12 protein-coding genes are annotated in these 20,792 nt (G+C 51.0%); 1 reads left to right on the plus strand and 11 read right to left on the minus strand.

From position 1 onward, the window contains the following. Positions 1-5 precede the first annotated feature (5 nt). From HY879_18635 to HY879_18670, 8 genes are all read right to left on the minus strand, one after another. Positions 6-2,909 carry a response regulator gene (locus HY879_18635; protein MBI5605355.1) on the minus strand — a complete coding sequence of 968 codons (2,904 nt, stop codon included), beginning with the start codon at positions 2,907-2,909 and terminating at the stop codon, positions 6-8. Positions 2,910-3,165: 256 nt separating this feature from the next. Continuing rightward, positions 3,166-4,785, minus strand: a complete 1,620-nt coding sequence (locus HY879_18640; GenBank protein ID MBI5605356.1) for a response regulator — start codon at positions 4,783-4,785, stop codon at positions 3,166-3,168. A gap of 17 nt (positions 4,786-4,802) precedes the next feature. Continuing rightward, a complete protein-coding gene (locus HY879_18645) occupies positions 4,803-5,663 on the minus strand; it encodes an HDOD domain-containing protein (GenBank protein MBI5605357.1) in 861 nt (286 codons plus the stop codon). A 22-nt stretch (positions 5,664-5,685) separates the two neighbouring features. Next, the gene (locus tag HY879_18650) at positions 5,686-5,877 is read right to left on the minus strand and encodes a helix-turn-helix domain-containing protein (protein MBI5605358.1); all 192 of its coding nucleotides are present in this window, start codon (positions 5,875-5,877) and stop codon (positions 5,686-5,688) included. Positions 5,878-5,887: 10 nt separating this feature from the next. Then, a complete protein-coding gene (locus HY879_18655) occupies positions 5,888-7,525 on the minus strand; it encodes a methyl-accepting chemotaxis protein (GenBank protein MBI5605359.1) in 1,638 nt (545 codons plus the stop codon). A 49-nt stretch (positions 7,526-7,574) separates the two neighbouring features. Continuing rightward, entirely contained in the window at positions 7,575-9,206 is a 1,632-nt protein-coding gene (locus tag HY879_18660; protein ID MBI5605360.1) for a CZB domain-containing protein, read from the minus strand. Positions 9,207-9,476: 270 nt separating this feature from the next. Beyond that, complete coding sequence (locus HY879_18665) at positions 9,477-10,922, minus strand: sigma-54-dependent Fis family transcriptional regulator (GenBank protein MBI5605361.1); 1,446 nt, start codon at positions 10,920-10,922, stop codon at positions 9,477-9,479. 1 nt (position 10,923) lies between these two features. Further along, complete coding sequence (locus tag HY879_18670; protein ID MBI5605362.1) at positions 10,924-11,205, minus strand: hypothetical protein; 282 nt, start codon at positions 11,203-11,205, stop codon at positions 10,924-10,926. Positions 11,206-11,435: 230 nt separating this feature from the next. Here HY879_18670 and secD point away from each other — a divergent pair, with 230 nt between their 5' ends. After that, positions 11,436-14,042: a protein translocase subunit SecD gene (gene secD / locus HY879_18675; protein ID MBI5605363.1), complete on the plus strand. Its 2,607-nt coding sequence runs from the start codon at positions 11,436-11,438 to the stop codon at positions 14,040-14,042. A 389-nt stretch (positions 14,043-14,431) separates the two neighbouring features. Here secD and HY879_18680 read toward each other — a convergent pair whose 3' ends face one another. From HY879_18680 to HY879_18690, 3 genes are all read right to left on the minus strand, one after another. Next, entirely contained in the window at positions 14,432-14,869 is a 438-nt protein-coding gene (locus tag HY879_18680) for a response regulator transcription factor (GenBank protein MBI5605364.1), read from the minus strand. Positions 14,870-15,299: 430 nt separating this feature from the next. Continuing rightward, a complete protein-coding gene (locus HY879_18685) occupies positions 15,300-19,730 on the minus strand; it encodes a PAS domain S-box protein (GenBank protein MBI5605365.1) in 4,431 nt (1,476 codons plus the stop codon). Between the two features lie 259 nt (positions 19,731-19,989). Continuing rightward, complete coding sequence (locus tag HY879_18690) at positions 19,990-20,415, minus strand: response regulator transcription factor (GenBank protein ID MBI5605366.1); 426 nt, start codon at positions 20,413-20,415, stop codon at positions 19,990-19,992. Between the last annotated feature and the right edge of the window lie 377 nt (positions 20,416-20,792).

A 20,792-nucleotide genomic window follows, 5' to 3' on the forward strand; every position in this document is an offset into this window, starting at 1 on the left:
TCTCCTCAGGCCAGGGCCAGGCCGAACAGGCCGGCAAGGGATACCAGGTCCTTTTGGGCCTGTTCAAAATCCAGCCGACGCAGACTGCCTTCCAGCGGTGTCAGGGCTGTCTGGAATTCCTGACCCCCTATTTGGGCCTTGAAGGCCTCGAACTGTTCCCTGGCGTTAAGATTGTTTTTTTGCAAAAGGGATTCAAGCTTCAGCAAGGTGGGTGCGAATTGGGCCGCCTCCTGTCGGGACAGGGCAGGGGACGCCGTCGGTCCTGTGGCCTCCCGGTCATGCGGCAAAAGAGGACCAGCCGAAGCGATCACTGTCTTCAGCCTTTCATCCAACTGTTTCAGGCAGTCGTCGATATTCGGGCCGGGGCCTTTCAGGATGGCCTCCTCCAAATTGCGTGCCTCCTGGTAAACCGCGCTAATCGAGAGGTTTCCGGCCGTACTTTTCAGGGTATGGGTTACCCGCCGGGCCATTTCAAAATCCCTGCCGGCTATCAGTTGACGCAGGTGACCGACCACCTGGGCGTAATCCCGGCAAAAATCTCTAAGGAGTCTGAAATACAATTCTTCATTACCGGAAAGCCGTTTCAGACCGGCTTGAATATCGATGCCCGGCAGGAAATCCGGCATGATCCGGGATGGCGCGGAAGAACCATTTACCGGCTGGGGCTGTTTGGCTGCAGTGCCCGACCCTATCCACTTTGACAAGGTGGCTTTCAATTGATCGGGATCGATGGGTTTGGGAATATGGTCATTCATACCGGCCTCCAGGCAATTTTGTTTTTCGGTTTCCATGGCATGGGCGGTCATGGCGATGATCGGGATGGACTGGTTATGCAGTTGACGGCGAATAATATGGGTGGCCTCAAAACCGTCCATCTCCGGCATCTGGATATCCATTAATACGGCGGCAAAGTCCGCTTCCGGTTCTATCAACCGTTCGATGGCTTTCCGGCCGTTGTCCGCCTCTTCCACGCAGAATCCGAATTCCTCCAGAATCTCCTTACCGACCTGGCGATTGATGGCGTTGTCTTCAACGAGTAATACCCGTGACCTTTCCCAATTCACGGTCGGTTTCATTGCACAGGGCAAAATCGATGAATTCGAAGACACCCCTTCCCCTCCGGGACAGAAGACTTCTGTGATCGTATCCAACAATACCGATTTGGTTATGGGCTTGACCAGGAAACCATCCAAACCGATCTTTTCCACCTGACGCATAACCTCATCACGGCCATAGGCCGTGGCAATGAGGATCTTGGGGACTTTGGTCAGATGAGGGTCGGTCTTTATCCGCAAAGCGGTTTCTATGCCGTCCAGGTCCGGCATTCTCCAGTCCAGGACCACCAGATCATAGAAATCTTCTCCTTTCCCCAGTTCCTCCAGGGCGGCCAACCCGGAATCCACAGCCTTCACTTTGCAGGAAAAGGTGCGGAGCATGCCTTCCAGAATGATCCGGTTGGACCTGCTGTCATCGGCCACCAGGACCTTTAAGCCCTTTAAGGCCGAAGGGACCTTCTGTCTTTGGTTAAAGGCTTCCGCCTGTAACCCGAAGAGAGCCGTAAAGGAAAACAGACTCCCAACGTCTGGTTGGCTTTTGACCTCGATTTCCCCACCCATCTGTTCCACGAGTTGTTTACAGATGGCCAGACCCAATCCGGTCCCGCCGAATCGGCGGGTTGTTGATCCATCGGCCTGAGAGAAGGGTTTAAAGAGTCTGGATTTCTGTTCGGCGGTCAGTCCGATTCCGGTATCCCGGATGGAGAAGCGCAGCCGGACTTCCCCTTTTTTCCGGGCAATCATCTCGGTCAAGACGGTTACCTTCCCCCGTTCGGTAAATTTCACTGCGTTGTCGACCAGATTGATAATTACCTGGCCTAAACGCAAGGGATCGCCCACCAGGGCCAGTGGCACCTCCGGAGTCGTTAAGAAAAATAGATCCAGTTTTTTTTCCTCAGCCGGCAACGATACCAGGGTAGCGGCGTTTTCAAGGACCTGATCGAGTTGGAAATTGGTCGAATCGATTTTCAGTTTGCCGGCTTCAATCTTGGACAGATCCAGGATGTCATTGATAATCCTGAGCAGGGTATGACCCGATGATTGTATTTTATTCAAATAATCCCGTTGCTTGGGAGAACATTCGGTCTTTAAAGCCAGACGGCTATAACCGATGATAGCATTCATGGGGGTCCGTATTTCATGGCTCATGTTAGCCAGAAAATTACTTTTAGCATTTTCCGATTCCCGTAAAGCCTCGGAGACCCGCTTTTGTTCGGTGATCACCCGGGCCAGTTTCAGATTGCTATAACTCAGTTTGGATATCATCACCGAAAACTTGGCCAGGAAATCCATCAGGATATCAATTTTCCCCCGGCTGACCCGGGGCACGTTGCGAAAGGCCGTCAAATAGGCCTGCCGGTCGAATCCATACCGTTCCGCTTCGGCGACAAAAGCCTGCTCATCAGCCGGATTCTCTTTATAAAAAAATTCTCCGGCGTGCAGGTGCGCAACTACCTTGCCTTGGAGAATAAGGGGGGTCCCCAGATGCCACAGGCCATTTTTACACGGAAAGCTCCCATACTGGTCGGGATACCTATTCAGGAAAAAGGATCCACTTTCCGAGCAATTTTGGGAGGTCAAAGGATGGACACGGTAAAATTTGGTACAGATATCCTGGCGGCCCGTAGATGCCAGGATATTTCCCTGAAGATCGATGATCCCCAGGCTTATACCGGTCAATTGATGGATATCCTCCATGAGGGACTGAATGGCCTGGGATTGGATAAGGGTGGTTAAAAACCGGTCATTGGAAACCCCTTCCGAAAAAAGGAGGGTATCCAATCCCGGCCTCGACCCTTCTTGAGATTTAAGCCGGTCCTCTTCGGGTTTTTTCTCTGCAACCGATTCTATCATTATCTTGCTTTGGTCTTCCTTGGCTATTATTTTTCACTTCAGCGGCACTTTTTCCGTCATTCCCGAATGTCTTTATCGGGAATCCAGGTTCAAAGGTCTGGTTCCCGGTTTACACCGGGACGGTGTCTGAACCCCGGCGCCTGCCCCGGACCCTGGATCAAGTTCGGGGCAGGCTCTGATCCGGGGTTCGTCGGGGTGACGGCCCGGGAGACTTTTTAAGAATTCATCATTATTCGACATTCTCTTTGTACTCGCCCTATGACGAAAAGGCCAACACCTCCCGGACCTTAGAAGCCAGGACCTTCTGGCTGAAGGGCTTCTGGAGAAAAGCAGCCTTGGGGTCCAAAAGGCCTTTTTTGATGACCGACTCTTCGGCGTAACCGGACATAAAAAGGATTTTTGCTTCGGGATGATAACCGGTAAATTTTTGAACTACCTCGTGGCCATTCATTTCGGGCATGATGATATCGCTCAAAAAAAGGTGAATCGGTTTTTTATGGTCTCGAGATATGGACAGGGCCTCCCGGCCGCTTCCCGCATCCAAAACCGTGTAGCCGTCGATTTCCAATCCTTCTTTTATCGAGGCACGAAGAGAGGCTTCGTCTTCCACAATTAAGATGGTTTCCGACCCTTTCATGGGCAGGTAAGAGGCCTGGGCCCCATCGATCAAGTCCGGAGCACTCCCGGTCCGGGGGAGGAAAATCTTGAAGGCCGTTCCCTGTCCCTTTTCACTTTCCACCGCGATAACGCCGCCGATTTGCTTTACGATCCCATAAACAGTGGAAAGGCCCAGTCCGGTTCCTTTGCCGGCCTCTTTAGTGGTAAAAAAAGGTTCAAAGATGCGGGACCGGGTTTCAGGATCCATTCCCTCCCCGTTATCCACTACCGAAAGCATCACATAAGAGCCGGGTATGGTTACCGGGTGTTGAGGCATCGCGTTTTTATCTATAAAGATATTGGCGGTTTGAAGGATCAATTGACCTCCCTGGGGCATGGCATCCCTGGCGTTTACCGCCAGGTTGATGATTATCTGTTCCATCTGTCCGGGGTCGGCTTGAATGGGGCCAAGATCGGGATCGGTTTTGGTTATTATTTCTATATCCTCGCCGATCAGGCGGCCGAGCATTTTCTTCGTATCCAGAATGATCCTGTTCAGATCAAGGGGCTGTACCTCAAGCCTTGGCTTTCGGCTTAAATTGAGCAGTTGGCGGGTCAAGGCACTGGCCCGGAAGGCTGCTTCATTGATGTCGTTTACATTCCGATAGGCCGGATCATCTTTTTCCAGTTTCCGGATGGCCAGATCACAATTCCCGGTGATAATCGTCAGCAGGTTATTGAAATCGTGGGCTACCCCACCGGCCAGGTGGCCCAGGGCTTCCATCTTCTGGGATTGGTGAAATTGTTGTTCCAGATTTTTATGTTCCGTTATGTCCAGGAAACTTTCCACCAGACAGGGTAACCCCTCCAAAATGACCGGAGAGAGTGTTTTGAGGACCGGGACCTTCTCCCCATTGGATTTGGTCAATAAACATTCGGTCTTTTCCGGAGGATGATTCTGCCTTGACAAAAGAGAAGGGCAGGGCCCCTTTTCGTTCAGACAGATCGAATGATAACAGAAGAAACCTTGAATTTCTTCCTTGGTATGATCGATAATCTCTAAAGCGGTCTGGTTGGCATCGATGATCCGGTGCGTTTCCCGGTTGATGATCACGATGCCGGTTTTTATGGAATCGAGTATGGGTCTTAATTCCCCCAGGTGTCTTTTCCTCTCTTTGGGTCCCCTGTTGTTCAGAAAAAGGTTAAAATTATGATTCCTTTTTTCCCCATCGATGCCATTAATGATAGTCAGCTTTGGCTGTAAGTGTGTGTTTTGCATAACTTCGCTCCCATATATCAAAATAACAGAATACTGACGATGTCCTCAAAATACTTCCGGAGATCGGGTATGATTTTTTTCAAGGCCACCGGTTTTATCCCCAGGATATCCCAAATCTGTCGGCCGGCCCGGGGTTTTAAATCATCGCCGGGATGACCCATCCTCAAGGCCCGGGCCAGGATATCCCCTAAATGGACCGCCGCTACCAGTCGGTCCGGTTCGCCTGGGGGGGTGCCGGTATGATGGAAACGGATGGCCTTGAAAAGGGTCTCGGGTAATTTCCATTTATCGGCTAACAGGGCTCCGGCTTCGGCATGATCCATACCGATTACCGATAACTCGGCCTGATAAAGAAATAGATGATTTTTTTGTGAAAGGGAAAGGGCCTGGCTTAGTTGATCCTCCAAAAATTCGAAAAAGATCAATTTGCCGATATCGTGTAACGCCCCGGCGATGAAATAAAATTCCTGCCTGTCTGCCCCAGCCGCCTGCCCCAACAGGCGGCTGGCAATACCCACGGCGATGGAATGGGCCCAGAAATCCTTGGGACGGAAGGACAGGGTAATGGCTTTTTTGGAGAAGAGGTCGATGATCTGCGAGGTCAGGATCAGGTTAAATATTTCATTAAAGCCCAGGATCAAAATCGCCCTGGAAAGGGTACCGATTTGTCCAGGATAACCGTAAAAAGGAGAATTGACGACCCTGAGAATCTTTATGGTTGAAGCCTGATCGCAGGCGATGATCCGGGTGACTTCTTCTACTGTGGCCTGAGGGTCGGTCATAATATCCAACAAAGAGGAATAGACCGAAGGGAGGGTGGAAAGCTCCTCTATGATCCCGATAAGATGGTGCACTGTTACCTTGGAAGGTCCGGTCATGGTTATTTTAAAAACCCTTTTCTTATTCGTACGCTTTGTTAGTTTTCGGTCCCTCTTTACGCCCATCGATCAGCCGATGGATTTCATCCATATCGAATCGCCAGGAATTGCCGATCTTAAATCCTGGAAGATCACCCTCTAAAGAGAGCTTATAAATGGTGGATTCCGATAATTTCAGATATTTCCCTACTTCCTTGGCTGTTACCAGATTCATGGTTTTCACCTTAAAAATCTTTAAAGTTGCCTTGTCCCATTGGCAGCAACTGGTCCGGAATTATCGTTCTGATGGCCGGTTTTTTCCCATTCCCGTTACCGCCTGGTTTGATAAGGGTTTGGGGCGGATTCGATTTATCGGATTGTCCGATGGCTGTTAGACTTCTTTTATTTCCGCCGTTACCCGACATTAAACGGGGCTGACTCGTGCCGTTATGATTCCCGCCGATGGCTTTGACCAGGTCATGAACAAAATGTTTCATCTGATCGGCCTGGGTGCTCAATTCTTCGGAAGCGGAGGCCGATTCTTCAGCAGTGGAAGCATTCTTTTGAACCACCCGGTCTATTTCGGATACGGCCTTGGTGATTTGATCAATTCCCTGTGCCTGCTCCTGAGAGGCGGCAGCAATCTCACTCACCAACTCACCTACTTTTTTGGAGCTGCCTGACACCTTCTCAAAAGCCTCATTGGTCTTGCCAACAATTTCAGAACCGTTTTTAATCTTCCGGACCGAACCTTCAATCAAATGGGAGGTATTTTGAGCGGCTTCAGCAGCACGCATGGCCAAGTTCTTAACCTCATCGGCCACTACCGTGAAACCATACCCGGCCTCACCGGCCCGAGCGGCTTCCACTGCGGCGTTCAAGGCCAATAATTTAGTCTGAAAGGCGATCTCGTCGATAGTCTTGATGATCTTGCCGGTTTCTTCACCGGCGGCGATGATCTCTTGCATAGACTGGGTCAATTTTTTCATAGCCAGATTGGCATCATTCAATACCTGGTCGGTATTCTGGACCAGCGTATTGGCCAGGTCGGCATTTTCGGAATTTTGTCGGGTCATGGAGGCCATCTCTTCCATGGAAGAAGAGGTTTGCTCCAGGCCGGCGGCTTGGGCGGATGACCCTTCGGCTAATGACTGGCTGATACTGCTCACTTGGGCAGCGGTGCTCAACAAGTGTTGAGCATTTATCTGGAGATCCGATGAAAGGTCTTTAAGCTTTAGGGTGATACCGGAAGCAATACGGCCAAACAGGAAACAACTGATCAAGGTCAGGCTCAAACCGATTCCTATCATCAGAACGGTACGCCGGAAGATAATCCTTGTGGCTGATTTTTCTTCTTGGAGTATGTGCTCATTGATATCGATGACTGCCCGATCTATTGCCTTGCGGTGCTCATTATACAGGTGTGTCAGTTCCCCGGATAAAAGTTCGTAGGCCGCCTTTTTATCTCCTGCCAGGACGGCGGGTACGAATTTTTCATCCCTTAAATTAAAAAATTTTATGGCCGGTTCATAGGATTTTTTGACAAGCATTTCCTTTATCGATCCTGATGGGAGGGTCTTCTCCCAATACGCATGGCGATCCAAGTATTCTTTCCTGAGCCGATTGCCTTCGGACTGAAAATATTTCATCGTCTCAGGGTGGTTTGATTTATTCATCATCTGGTGAACAACCAGATTAGCCTCGATAATATACTCCGGTGGAGGAAGGATATCGGCAACCAAATCCTTGTTGTTGATTATTTTGGAATAAATAGGACCGTTTACCTTCAATTCGTTAAGAGTCCAATAAGTGACTCCTCCGAATATGGAAAACGATATCAACAGGATAAAAATAAATTTAAGGCTCAATGGGATATTTTTCATCGATTTATTTCCCTTTCAATCGACCGAAGGCGCAAGGTTTTTTTTCGATTCAAAATTCCGTAAACTCCCCATCCTCCATCGGGATCAACTGGTCCGGCCTTATTCCTCTCAATGGCCTAATCGCCGGTTCTTTCCCATTCCCGTTACCGCCTGGTTTGATAAGGGTTTGGGGCAGATTCGATTTAACGGATTGTCCGATGGCGGTTACACTTCTTTTATTTCCGCCGTTACCCGACAACAAACGGGGATGGCCATTGCCGTTATGATTCCCGCCGATGGCTTTGACCAGGTCATGAACAAATTGTTTCATCAGATCGGCCTGGGTGCTCAATTCTTCGGAAGCGGAGGCTGATTCTTCCGCAGTGGAGGCATTCTGCTGAACCACCCGGTCCATTTCGGTAACGGCCTTAGTGATCTGATCAATCCCCTGGGACTGCTCAACGGAAGCAGACGAAATCTCGCCCACCAACTCGGCCACCTTCCTGGACCGGTCTGAGACCATCTCAAAGGCCTGATTTGTTTTAAGGACGATATCCGACCCGCTCTTTACTTTTTTGAGCGTTCCATCGATCATCACCGCCGTATTTTTAGCTGCCTCGGCCGCCCGCAGGGCCAGATTTCTCACTTCATCGGCCACGACGGCAAAGCCGGCCCCGGCCTCCCCGGCCCGGGCCGCTTCCACGGCAGCATTCAGGGCCAGAAGATTGGTCTGAAAGGCGATTTCATCAATGGTCTTGATGATCTTTCCGGTTTCTTCACTGGCCGCAGAGATTTCTTTCATGGACTCGGTCAATTCCCGCATCGCCATATTGGCTTCAGCCACCACCCGCTTCGTATCTTCCATCAGGCTATCGGCCTGCTTGGCATTGTCAGCATTCTGTCTGGTCATGGAGGCCATCTCCTCCATGGAGGATGAAGTCTGTTCCAGACCGGCGGCCTGTTCGGAAGCCCCTTCGGCCAGGGTCTGGCTGGCTGAGGAAACCTGGGCTGAAGCCGAGGCGGTTTGATTGGAGGCATCGGTCAGTCCGAGCATGATGTTTTTCAACATCGTAATAATGTTCCGGCCCAGGAAAAAGGCGATGAAGCCCAGGGCCAGGGAAAAGATCAGCCCCAGGAGACCGATTGTTTTTTGGGTGGAACGGGTGGTGTCGACTAATACCTGATCGCTTATGACATTTTTTTTGACTTCTTCCCGAATGGCATCGAAGGTTTCTACCAACTGGCGTATGATCGGCCTGGTGGTCTCCAGATAAACCTTCCTGGCTCCCTCCCGATTCCCTTTGAGTAAAAATGCATTTATCTTTTCCGCCGATTGATGCAGACGGGCGTGGGGCTCTTCCAGGGCTTTAAAAAATTTGCTGAGGTAGGGCTCTGTCCGTTCGGCCTCTTTTCGGTCTTCACTATAAAACCATTTTCCAAAATTACATTTGCGGGAATCAAACTCGGCTTCAATTTTTTTTGCTTCCGGGTCGAGCAGGGCATTGGCCACCTTCCGGCCCCAGATGAGGTGATCCAGTTCCGCCTGGGTCACTATCCGGTCGAGATCTTTATGATGCACAACCTCAATAGTGGTTTCCATGAGGCGGCCGGTTCCGGAATAAGACAAAAAACTGATAAGAATAAGTGCCCCAATCCCCAACCCGAAACCAAGGCCAATTTTTTTCCCCAGTGTGAGTTTCATTACTTTATCTCCCCTCTTTCTTTCGTTGTGGGCTGATGCCTTTCATATCGCAAAAACGTGTTCATTAAAAAGCATTGCGACATTTATGCCAGTTCGGGAAGAAAAAGCTGCTATCAGTAACTTGTGGAAATAAGGCGATTTGTAGAATAATGCGATTGGGATACTCTTGGGGATTAGGGAATGGAAGTTGGGGAATCGATTCCTGATTGTATGGAATGCTTTCTCTAAGTATGGTGAAAATACAGGATAGAAGCCCCCGAGATACATAGTTCACCCGATCGGCTCCACCCCTTTCTTTCCCCATTCCTTTTCAGTGAGATAGGAGACACTTTCGAACAATCCAAACTGTTTTAATTTGGTTTGAATGGTCTTGTAATCTATCTGGAGGATCCGGGCCGCTTTGGCCTTGTTTCCGTTGGTTGACTTAAGCACCTGGACGAGCACTTCCCGTTCTATGGCCTTGACATTCTGATTAACGATTTCTTTGAGGGAATAATGGCGAAGCCCTTCAAGATCAGGGATAAAGGCCGTATCGCCCATGGCCCCCTTCTTGATATCCAGATGGTTTGGTTCGATAAGCTCATCCGCCAGGAGCACCGCCCGGCGGATGGTTGATCTCAGTTGCCGCACATTGCCCGGCCATTGGTAGTCCTTCAGGGTTTCTTGGGCCGATTCCGAAAAGCCCTTTACTTCTTTTTTCAATTCGGAATTAGTGAGATCCAAAAAACGATCGGCTAAATAGAGGATGTCCTCCTTACGTTCTCGAAGAGGGGGGATTCTGATGAAAAATTCATCTAAACGAAAGAGAAGGTCCGGGCGGAACAAGTTTTTGGCGGCCAGTTCCTCCAGGTCCTGGTTGCTGGCCACCAGGACCCGGACATCGACCTCCGTCGGATTATGCCCCCCGACGCGATAAACGACCTTTTCCTGGAGAACCCGGAGGAGTTTGGCTTGGGAAGCCAGGGGCATATTGGAAATTTCATCTAAAAAAAGAGTCCCGCCGCAGGCCGTTTCATATTTTCCCTTCTGTTGGTTTTGGGCGCCGGTGAAGGCCCCTTTCTCATAACCAAAAAGTTCGCTTTCAAAAAGGGTCTCGGGTATGGCCCCGCAATCGACGGGTATGAAAGGGGCTTCGGCCCGTGGGCTCGATTGATGAATGGCCTGGGCCACCAGTTCTTTTCCCGACCCTGTTTCTCCCTGGATGATCACATTGAAATCGGATTTGGCCACCCGATTTATCTCACAGATAAGCTGGAAAACAGGATCACTGGGGCCCATCATGATCCGGAGGTAATCAGCCGAAGCCGTCTGGCCGGAACGGGAAGAGGATTCTCCGCCAGGCTCCTGGGTCTTTAAGATCTGTTGAATGACTTTGATCAGCTCATGGCTGAGAAAGGGCTTGGCCAAATAATCCTGAGCCCCTGATTTCATGGCCTTCACGGCCCCCGCTATATTCCCATAACCGGTAAGCATCACCACCGGAAGTCCGGGCTTCAAATCCTTGACCCTTCCCAGGACCTCGATGCCATCCATACCCGGCATTTTATAATCCAATAACAGCAGATCCGGATTTTGGCGAAAGATTATCTTCAAGGCGGTTTCGCCATCGTGGGCCGTTAGACACGTATATCCTTCCAGGGTGAGGAGATCCGAGAGTACTTCCCGGACATCTTCCTCATCATCGACGATCAGGATCCTGGCTGGGCTGCCCTGCATCTTAGACCTCTTGTTTCCTCATCCGTTGCCGGCTTTCAGCACCGGCCGTACAAAGATCTTGGATGTCATTGATAATCCTGGAAGCCTTCTGGCTGTTTTGGAGAATGTGACCGATGTTTTTTTGCACTACAGGAGGCAGATCTTTGACTTCCAAACAAAGCTGGGAACTGATATTAATCACCACCAGAGTATTTTTCAGTTCATGGGTTAACTCGTCTACTATTAAATCACGGCTGGAGGATAAAAGGGGTTCCTGTGGCGGGGTTTTGATTTTATTATCCATTATTCCGTTGCCTTCCCTCAAGGGAGAGATTTTTAATAGTTCTACATTAAAAGACCCCACCAGTTTAATAAATGGGTTGAAGACAGTATATTATCTGCCAAAAGGCTGTATTTTTTGTTTATCTATATAAAAACTTGACTTTTGGCCTAAATAATGAGAAACAAAACAGTTTTAAAGGGATTTATAAAATCTGCATCATTTTTTACTCTCCGATAGAAAAGGGATTGATTATGCTTAAAAAAATTCGTTGGAAGTTTACTTTGATCGGTATTTTAGCTGCTTTGTCCATTCTTTTGATCATTCCCTCGGTGACTAAGAATTTTCCATCCTGGTGGAGTAAGGTCTTGCCCAGTGAGGGCCTGCGGCTCGGGCTGGACCTCCAGGGGGGCATGCACCTGATTCTTAAAGTCGATTTAGAGAAGGCCGCCAAGAATTATCTGGAGCTTTCTCAACACGACTTACGGGAAACCCTGAGGAAGAAGCAGATCCCGGCCAGTCGCGGGGAAGGCCTGGGCCTGAACCGGCTGACTTTTCTTTTGCCTAATGCCGATCACCTTCCTGTGGTTCAAAAGACGATTAAGGAGGAATTTCCAACCCTGACCGTTGTTTCAACGGCCCCCAAACCAGAAGGACTCCAGGTGGAACTGGCCCTGAAGGAAAAAGAAATCAAATCGATCACGGAAAACACCCTGTCACAAAGCCTGGAAATCATCCGGAACCGGATCGATCAATTCGGGGTCACGGAACCGGTCATCGTGCGACAGGGGACCGATGAAATTGTGGTTCAATTGCCGGGGGTCAAGGATCCTCAGAGGGCTATGGATCTTATCGGCCGGACGGCCCAGTTGGAATTTAAATTGTTAGATAGCGAAAGTCGTATCGACCTCCCCAACCTTATTGAACAGGCGGTAAACAGCGGAAGGGTGAAAAAGGATTACAATCATACTGAGTTGAACGAGGCCCTGAAAGACCAGATTCCTTCGGAAAGGGAAATCTATATTCGAAAAGAAATTAACCGGGAGACCGGCCGGGTTAGCCGCATCCCTGTTTTACTGTACGCCAAGGCCCTGATGACCGGCGATGCTATTAAGACAGCCCAGGTCCAGATCGGCGGAAATTTTAATGAACCCTATGTCAGTGTGGAACTCAACGCCCACGGGAGCAGACTCTTTGACCAGGTCACCCGGGACAATGTGGGCCGTCAATTAGCGATCGTTTTAGATCAGATCGTCCAGTCCGCCCCGGTCATTCAGGAAAGGATCTCCGGAGGCCAGGCCCAGATTACCGGGTCTTTTTCCATGGAGGAAGCCAGCGATCTGGCCATTGTCCTGCGGGCCGGTGCCTTGCCGGCTCCGGTCAATGTCGTTCAAAATGTGACCGTCGGCCCGACCCTTGGATTGGATTCCATACAAAAAGGATTTTTCTCCGGTCTGGTCGGTACGGGACTGGTGGTCTTGTTTATGATGTATTATTACCGTTTTTCCGGGCTTATCGCCAACTTTGCCCTGATCCTCAATATCCTCTTCATGATAGCCGCCCTGGGGTTGTTCCGGGCTACCTTAACCCTGCCGGGCATTGCCGGAATCATTCTGTCCATAGGTATGGCCGTCGATTCCAACGTCCTGATCTTTGAGCGTATGCGGGAAGAATTCGCCCAGGGCAAACCGGTCAAGTCCGGGGTGGATGGCGGTTACGACAAGGCCTTCTGGACCATTATCGACTCCCACGTCACCACCCTGATCACAGCCTTTGCCCTGTTTCTTTTCGGATCGGGGCCGATCAAGGGATTTGCCGTCACCTTGAGTATCGGCGTTATCTTCAATCTTTTCACGGCCCTTTTTTGCACCCGGGTGGTCTATGACTGGTTGAGCGTCAAACGCCGTCTCAAGCCGATTCGCTTTGTGGAGTTTTTGAAAAAAACCAAATTAGATTTTATCGGTTTGAGAAAATATGCCTTTATCTTTTCCGGGATTCTCTGCCTGCTGGGCCTGATTGCCTTTGTCCAGATCAACCGGGGCCAGGCCAACCTGGGGGTGGAATTTTCCGGCGGGACCATGGCTCAGTTCAAGGCCGCTCAACCCTTCCGGCTGGACAAGATTCGAGGGGCCTTGACCCAGAGGGGTTTTAAAGACCTGGAACTCCAACAGGTCGCCCAGGAAAACATTTTGATGGTCCGGGTTAAAAAATCGGAACATTCCGTTGGAAAAGAGACCGATGCCATTGCCAAGGCCCTCCAGGAGGATTTCCCGGAACTGAAATTTGCGGTGGAAAGCAAGGCCGAGATCGGGTCTTCGGTCAGTTCGGCCTTAAAAAAGGCGGCTTTGCTGGCCATTGCCATCTCCCTGGCCGGTATTATTATCTACCTGGCCTGGCGCTTTGAGTTCCGTTTCGGGGTAGCCGCGGCCATTGCGACTTTTCATGATGTTCTGGCGGTCCTGGGGCTTTTTTATCTGTTCGATAAGGAAATAACCCTGCTGATTGTGACGGCCCTCCTGACCCTGGCCGGTTACTCCCTGACCGATACGGTGGTGGTTTTCGACCGGATCCGGGAGACCATGAGCCGAAGCGGGAAAAAAGATTTTGGAGAGATCATTAACCTCAGCATCAACGAAGTCCTTTCCCGGACTATCATCACTTCTTTAACGGTTTTTCTGGTCGTGCTGGCCCTTTATTTCCTGGGCGGGGTGGTGATTCATGACTTTGCTCTGGCCCTGCTTTTCGGTGTGATTATCGGCACCTATTCCTCCATCTTTGTGGCCTCGCCCATTGTCTATCTCTGGCCGGGAAAAAAGCAGAAGGGGATTAAAGGGAAGGTGACGGGTAAGAAAGAGAAATGAGAAAGGCGTTCGGCTCGAAGAGGGGTGGACGAGGGCGCCACGAAACATGAAAAAGCGAATATCGAATATCGAATCATGAATGTTGAAGGAGCGTTTCTTTTAAATTCCGAAATCCGAAATTGGAATCTATTTTCGTACTAAGCGCTCATGCCCGGGTCGGGCACTACGAAGAATGAAAATGTCTTTCGCCGACCCCCGATCCCTGAACGTTATTTTCGTATTAAACCCGCATGCCCGGGGCGGGCAACACGAAGCATGAAAATTTTTTTAGGCTATAGGCTATGGGCAATAGGCGAGGGGCAAGGTACAAGGTTTAAGGTTTTTTTCACTTGCTTCTCTTCAACTGACCCCCGACCCCTGGCCCGTGGTCCCCGAACTTTGTTTTCGTGTTAATGCGTTGGAGAAGACTCAAGCCGTTTAATCTTTTCTATAATGGCTGACCCAAGGACCTTTTTCCCGTTCAGGATATGTTCGATGGAATGAATCAGTTCGGAGCGGGCGGTATCTTTTAATAGATATCCATCGGCTCCGGCCTGGAGGGTGGCCTGGATATATTCCTCAGAATTATGGACGGTGAAGGCCAGGATTTTAGTCTCGGGCCAATTTTTTTTGATTTCACGGGTGGCGGCCATACCATCCATCCGGGGCATCGATATATCCATTAAAACCAGGTCAGGAAGGAATTTATTAACGGAATCGATGGCCTCAAAACCATCCCCGGCCTCGCCGACAATATCGAAATCCTGATGAGACGTCAGAAGGGATCGTAATCCTTCTCTCAAAGCGGGATGGTCATCGACAATCAGGATACGCTTCTTTTTTTTCATTTAGAGGACACCTTTCTCATTCAACTGCGCATTTATAAATCGGATTTACGAATAGGTCAACGTTTATTTGGGATAAATTTATGGTATAAGAATTTATTTTTTGGACGCTGATGAACTCGGATCGTCAGATTTTCGCCAATCGTGCCGATTGTCAAGATTTTGAATATAAAGAATGATGAACTCGTAAAAAGCTATGAAACGCCGCATTGCGGCGCTGTATCAGAAAATAACTTGGCAATAAAAAAGCTAAGTTATTTGGAAGTCGGAACTCGTCTCTTTTCGTCATTCCCGCGAAGGCGGGAATCAAGTCCTTTTAAGTGGTTACGGTTAGCCTGGATTCCCGCCTTCGCGGGAATGACGAGTTTTTACAAGACCATCAATAATAATTATCTGCGAGTATCTGCGAAAATCAGCGTCCTAATTCATTTCTTCATAAGACGGGCCATTGGGCCTTGATCACCGTCCCTTTTCCCGGGGAGGAATCGATGAAGAACAACCCTCCGGAAAATTGAGTCCTCTCTTTCATACTGGAAAGACCCAGACCTTTTTTCGAACCCTCTTTGGTGGAGAGGCTTTCCGGATCAAATCCTTTCCCATTGTCCTGAATAGTCAGCTCCAAGGTGCCGTCGACCTTTCGCAGCCCGAGATGGACCAAGTCGGCCTGAGCATGTTTAACGATATTATTCATCGCTTCCTGGGTAATTCTGAAGATACCGATTTTCAGAGGATCGGGCACCTCCTCTTCCAGGATGGTAATCGTTTGTTCAATGCGGATGTTCGAATAAATCGTTTGGAATCTCCGGCAAAACCAGGAAAAGGTGGCCAGGATCCCCAGATCATCCAGAAGGGGAGGCCGCAGATCGGATTGGATCCTTCGGGCGGCTTCGATCGTATCCTGGATGACAGGGATAAGGACCTTCAGCGGTTTGCATATATTCGGATTTTGGTCTTCAGAAACCAGGTATAAAACCTCTTCCACCTTGAATTTGATGGCACTCAGGGATGACCCCAGGATATCGTGGACATCAAGGGCGATGCGTTTCCTTTCGTTTTCCTGAGCGATAAGGATCTTGGCGGCCAGAACACGCAATTGCTTCTGCGACTCAAGAAGGGCCTTCTCCGCTCTCTGCCGCTCAGCAATTTCTATTATCAGGCCTTCATTGGCTAAGGCCAGTTCGGCGGTCCGTTCCCGGACCCGGATTTCCAAATCGTCCCGGGAGCGTCGCAGTTTATCCTCCATTTTTTTGCGGTCGGTGATATCCCGTGCCACGTGGACACTCCCGATCAATTGGCCCCGGGCATCGATTACCGGGGTGGTGCTGACCAGGAAGTCGCCGCCGAGGTGTCCCTCATGGAGTTCCTCCACGTGCTCCAGTCCGTCCAACAGGGTCTTGGCGTGGGGGCAGAAGGTCGGCGGGGCCTCCAATCCGTGGACGACTTCGTAGCAGTGCTGCCCCAGACAGGCACTGGGAGTGGACCCCAGCCGGTCAGCCATGGCCTTGTTCACCCGAATGACCCGGTGTTGATCGTCCAGGATGGCGATCAGGTCCGGTACACTGTCAAAGGTGCGTTCCCATTCTTCCTTGGCTCGCAGCAGGGCTTCATCGGCCAGTTTATGTTCGGTGATGTCATGTACCATGCCCACCGAGCGGATGATCAGGCCGGTTTCGTCCTTGACATGCTCACATCTTTCATGGACATATCGGGTTTCTCCTGTGGATTTCCGCACGATCCGGTGCTCGATCTCGTAGGAGTCTCTTCCTTCCCGTAGCGATCCGGAGTAAGCCGCGTTTACCGCCTGACGATCCTCCGGGTGTATCGCTTCCAGGAAGGCCTCATAGGTGGCCGCGAATTCCTGGGGTTGTAAACCAAAAATCCTATAGACTTCATCGGACCAGGTCAGGAGGTTGCCCACCAGGTCGAGTTCCCAACTGCCGAGGTGGGCGATTTCCTGGGCCCTTTTCAGGCGGTTTTCATTTTCCGAAAGGAGAACTTCGGTCCGCTTGCGCTCGGTGATGTCAATCCCATAAATGCGGATACGCTGCGTTTCTTGAACGCAGTACATCGTCTGGTAGTAGACACGCTCTCCAACGGTTACTTCACGGACGCTGAGATTCCCTTCACTTTCCCGACAGGTATGGGCGATCGAGGCCCAATCCCCCAGGAAGGGATGATCGGCCCCCTTCTGCTCAAGATCGGGGAAAAGCCGTCTGGCCGAGGGATTAAGGAAGTGCATCCGTCCTTCCATGTCCGTCTCGGTGACCGGATTCGGGTTCAGCATCGGGAAAGAAGCCACCCGCGTCAACTCTGCCTCGGCCTGTTTAATCTCATCCACATCCAGAAAGGTGACCACTACACCTTCGATGCGATCGTCATGGGTGCGATAAGGCGTAATCCGGCGGACATACCACCGGCCGTTCTCGGCCTGCACCTCCTTGGCTATTGGGGTGAGTTCGGCCAACACCCGTCGGGCATGGGCCAGCAGGTCGTCATCCTTGAACTTGAAGGTGATATCCTCCATGGGCCGGCCGACATCGGAGGGGATCAGGCTCAGCAGCCCGGTAATGGCCGGGGTGTAGCGTTTGACCCTGAAGGCGCGGTCCAGAAAGACCGTGGCGATATGGGTGCTGCTCAGCAGGTTGTTGACGTCGTTGTTGGCGTTCTCTAATGCTCCAACCTTTTCCTGGAGGCGGGCATTAATGATGTTCAGTTCCTCGTTCAGGGATTGGAGCTCTTCCTTGGAGGTCTCCAGCTCCTCATTGACCGATTGCAGCTCCTCGTTGGAGGCGATCGCCTCTTCAGTGGAGGCCTTCAGTTCTTCATTGGAGCTCTCTAACTGCTCGATAGTGCTCTGGAGTTCTTCCCTGGTGACTTTGAGCTCATCCTCTAATTGCATCCAGCTGTTTTCCCCGGCTGCCGGCTGCTCAGGCGCGGTCTGGTCCCCGGCCGGGGATGTGTAGTCTTCGAAGCTGATCAGCAGCAGGCCGTTCATCTCACGGGGGTGGTGCAATGGTGTTACGGTCACCCTTACGGGAACGGAGTGGTCGCCCCGTTTAAGGCGGGTGGTGATGCCGGTGGTTTTATTCTCCTCGATGGCCTTTCGAATGGCCGTTCCCAGACGAAGGCGCAAACCTTCCCGGGCCAGACCGACGATATCCATGGTGGGTTCGCCTCGGGGAATCGTCAGATAGTCTTCAGTGGCCCCATGGGCATAGAGTAGTTGCTGCCGGCGGTCTATGATGACCGCCGTCGGGGCGAAACGGTCCACCAGAACCTGCTGGGCTATAAAAGTAAGGCTGTTCAGACGGGGCGGAAAGGGTGCTGCAATCCGGTTCCCCGAGCTTTTTCCGAGAGGTAATTCCATGGGCATCCGGCGGCCCACCCCGATACGCCGGTAGATTCGCCATTTTTTAAAGACCGGTTCGAACAAGTCCTGGTGGTCACTGACGGTTTCGGCATTGCCCAGGAACAGATAGCCGCCTTCACGCAGGGCAAAATGGAACAGGGCGATGATTTGCCGCTGGACTTCGCGGTCGAGGTAGATCAGGAGATTACGGCAAATAATCAGGTCGAGCCTGGAGAAGGGCGGATCGGTGGTCAGGTTTTGGGGCGCAAAGACTACCATCTCCCTGATGGCCTTGGTTACCTGGAATTGGCCTTTATTGCGGGCAAAAAATTTCTTTTGTCGAACCGGCGAGATAGTCGATCCCAGGTCACCTTCCGGATAGATCCCGCCGCGGGCGATATTAAGGGTGTCCTCATCGGTATCTGTGGCGAAGATTTGAATGTCGATCGGTTTGCCGGAAGCTTCTACCTTCTCGGCCAGCAGGATGGCCAGACTGTAGGCCTCCTTGCCGGTCGAACACCCGGGGATCCAGACGCGTATAGGGTTCTCGGGTCCGGCCTTGGCGATCAAGGGGGGAATTATTTTTTCTTCCAGGGTGCGCCAGGCCTCCGGCTGACGGAAGAAATCCGTTACGCTGATGAGCAGATCTTTTTGGAGCAGCCGGGCTTCGTCTGGATGGGATTCCATAAAGGCCAGGTACTCGGCCGGGAGATGGAGTTGGTGCAGGGCCAGACGGCGGTTGATCCGCCGGATCAGGGTGTTTTTCTTATAGCACCGGAAATCATGGCCGGTCCTGGCGTGGAGGAGATTCAAAATGGCCAGGTAATCGGCCTCTAATTCATCGGTTTCAGCCGAGGAATTCCAATTGCCTGATCGGGCGGCCCAGGTCAGCAGGGCCTCGGGGATCTTTTCCACCGGGAGAACTTTATCGGCCACGTGGGCCGTGATGGGGCCTGGCTGTTCGGCAGACCCGGCTGATGGTCTGTCTTCGACAATGGTCCGGCCGCCGGAGGCCTTGATCTCCGACAATCCGATGGTGCCGTCACTGCCGGTTCCCGAAAAAACGATACCCACAGCCCTGGTTTTCTGGTCGATCGCCAGGGAACAGAAAAAATGGTCTATGGGCAGGCACAATCCGTGGCAGTAAACCGGTTCAACCAGGCTCAGCCGTCCTTCTACGATATTGAGATGCCGGTCAGGAGGAATCAGGTAAAGGTGATCGGCTTCGGTGAGAAGGCCATCTGAGGCTTCGAGGATCTTCAGGGCCGTGTGGTTCTTAAAGGTATTGACGTTGAGAGTTACCTGGGATGGGATGGCCTGCTGGACCAGGACAACAGCCAGCCCCTGTCCGGTGGGCAGGCCGGCAAAAAGCTTTCTAAGGTGATCCAGGTCCTCCGCCCTGGCACCGACACCGACGACCAAAACAGGCCGGTCCGGGATGCGGGGCTTATCGGCCCGGGGTGATTTGTCCGCCGGGTGGTCGGGTTCTCCGGGCTCCTGATTTCGAGAGGGCATGGTTTAAATCCTCCGTTACAAATATTATAATTTCATCTAAATGGAAGATGATGTCAACATAAAAAAGCAAAAAGTCAGGAGCTTCTTTCTGACGGTTTTAACGGATTATGTAGTATAGAAGGGAAGCCGTGAGGGCGCCGTGACTAAAGGAAATAACATCACGAGGCTATGGGCGATGGGCCAGGGGCAATAGGTTCAGGTTTTCCATACTTGAAACTTGCATCTTGCATCTTGAAACTTTATTTATTCCCGTGTTAATTTAATGAAGCCCCAACCCTCCCCACTTTCCCTCGACCGACGAACTCAGGACCTGATTTCCATCCAGGACCTTAACAATGGATCGAATCAAATCCGATTGAGGGGAATCCTTTAGGACATAGCCATCGGCTCCGGCTTTGAGAGCGGCGAAGACGTATTCTTCGGTATCATGGACGGTAAAAGCCAGGATTTTCGTTTTGGGCCATCTTTTTTTGATTTCCCGTGTGGCCGCCATGCCGTCCATGCGAGGCATGGAAAGATCCATCAAAACCAGGTCGGGATGGAATTTGTCCACTGACTGAACAGCCTCCAGGCCGTCTCCGGCCTCACCCACGATATCGAAGCCATGGCAGGAGGAGAGAAGAGAGCGCAATCCCTCCCGGAGGGATTGGTTATCATCAACAATAAGGATATGCTTTTTAGTCATGTAAAAAGGGGCCTTTCATTTTTAAGGAAGAAGAACTCCCAACTTGTTGAAAAACAAGATATATTTTTTGGTTGGTCTTATAATACCCAATTTCCCGGCTAAGGGGAATAAGACATTCACTGTATTTTGCTAATGGTATGACCCTATTTTGTCAGGGGTGATCAAAAGGATTTCCCGGGAGGATAATACTGCAAGAGCAGTAAGGCCACGGAAATGAGGAGTAAAATCAATAAAAAGATCAACCGACCCCATTTCCCGGCTTTCCTTTTTGATGATGGTGCGACATGGGCCTTTTGGGCTCGGGAAGAGTAGGGAGGATCGGTATAGAATGGTTTGGCCCGGGATGGCCCCTCGTCCTTGTAGGGAACAAAAGAGGC

The sequence above is a fragment of the Deltaproteobacteria bacterium genome, from assembly GCA_016219225.1.
Classification (GTDB): Bacteria; Desulfobacterota; RBG-13-43-22; order RBG-13-43-22; family RBG-13-43-22; genus RBG-13-43-22.

Bases quoted from the DNA above. Each gene is read 5' to 3' on its own strand.
- HY879_18635 (MBI5605355.1), bottom strand. From the start codon at position 2,909: ATGATAGAATCGGTTGCAGAGAAAAAACCCGAAGAGGACCGGCTTAAA.
- HY879_18640 (MBI5605356.1), bottom strand. From the start codon at position 4,785: ATGCAAAACACACACTTACAGCCAAAGCTGACTATCATTAATGGCATC.
- HY879_18645 (MBI5605357.1), bottom strand. From the start codon at position 5,663: ATGACCGGACCTTCCAAGGTAACAGTGCACCATCTTATCGGGATCATA.
- HY879_18650 (MBI5605358.1), bottom strand. From the start codon at position 5,877: ATGAATCTGGTAACAGCCAAGGAAGTAGGGAAATATCTGAAATTATCG.
- HY879_18655 (MBI5605359.1), bottom strand. From the start codon at position 7,525: ATGAAAAATATCCCATTGAGCCTTAAATTTATTTTTATCCTGTTGATA.
- HY879_18660 (MBI5605360.1), bottom strand. From the start codon at position 9,206: ATGAAACTCACACTGGGGAAAAAAATTGGCCTTGGTTTCGGGTTGGGG.
- HY879_18665 (MBI5605361.1), bottom strand. From the start codon at position 10,922: ATGCAGGGCAGCCCAGCCAGGATCCTGATCGTCGATGATGAGGAAGAT.
- HY879_18670 (MBI5605362.1), bottom strand. From the start codon at position 11,205: ATGGATAATAAAATCAAAACCCCGCCACAGGAACCCCTTTTATCCTCC.
- secD (MBI5605363.1), top strand. From the start codon at position 11,436: ATGCTTAAAAAAATTCGTTGGAAGTTTACTTTGATCGGTATTTTAGCT.
- HY879_18680 (MBI5605364.1), bottom strand. From the start codon at position 14,869: ATGAAAAAAAAGAAGCGTATCCTGATTGTCGATGACCATCCCGCTTTG.
- HY879_18685 (MBI5605365.1), bottom strand. From the start codon at position 19,730: ATGCCCTCTCGAAATCAGGAGCCCGGAGAACCCGACCACCCGGCGGAC.
- HY879_18690 (MBI5605366.1), bottom strand. From the start codon at position 20,415: ATGACTAAAAAGCATATCCTTATTGTTGATGATAACCAATCCCTCCGG.